Annotated in this window: 1 protein-coding gene; it reads left to right on the forward strand. The window is 65.6% G+C overall.

Annotated elements, in window-relative coordinates:
- Nucleotides 1-506: ABC transporter permease (locus ABD323_RS45725; protein WP_344447814.1), on the forward strand; the 506-nt coding region annotated here is incomplete at both ends.

Below are 506 nucleotides of genomic sequence, written 5' to 3' on the forward strand. Positions count from 1 at the left end.
GTTCGGCATCCCGATGGGCTACATCGCGGCGCGGTTCCGCGGCAGATTCCTCGACAACGCCACGGTCGTCACCACGCTCGTCGGCGTCGCCGTGCCGGTGTTCTTCCTCGGCTTCCTGCTCAAGTACGTCTTCACGCAGGAGATGTCGCTGCTGCCGCCGTCCGGCAGACAGGACGTGCTGATCGACTCCACCCGCGTCACCGGTATCGCCACGCTGGACGGGTTGCTGACGGGAGAGTTCGATGCCACGTGGGATGCGATGCTGCATCTCATCCTGCCCGCGGTGGCGCTGGCGAGTATTCCGTTGGCGGTGATCGTCCGCATCACGCGTGCATCCGTGCTGGATGTGCAGGGTGAGGACTTCGTCAGGACGGCGGATTCGAAGGGCTTGACGACGCAGGTCGTGCGCAAACGTCACGTGCTGCGCAACGCCCTGCTGCCCGTGTCGACCACGATCGGCCTGCAGACCGGCCTGCTGATGTCGGGTGCGGTGCTGACCGAGAAGG

Origin of the sequence: Kitasatospora nipponensis, assembly GCF_039528135.1 — a bacterium.
Classification (GTDB): Bacteria; Actinomycetota; Actinomycetes; order Streptomycetales; family Streptomycetaceae; genus Kitasatospora; species Kitasatospora nipponensis.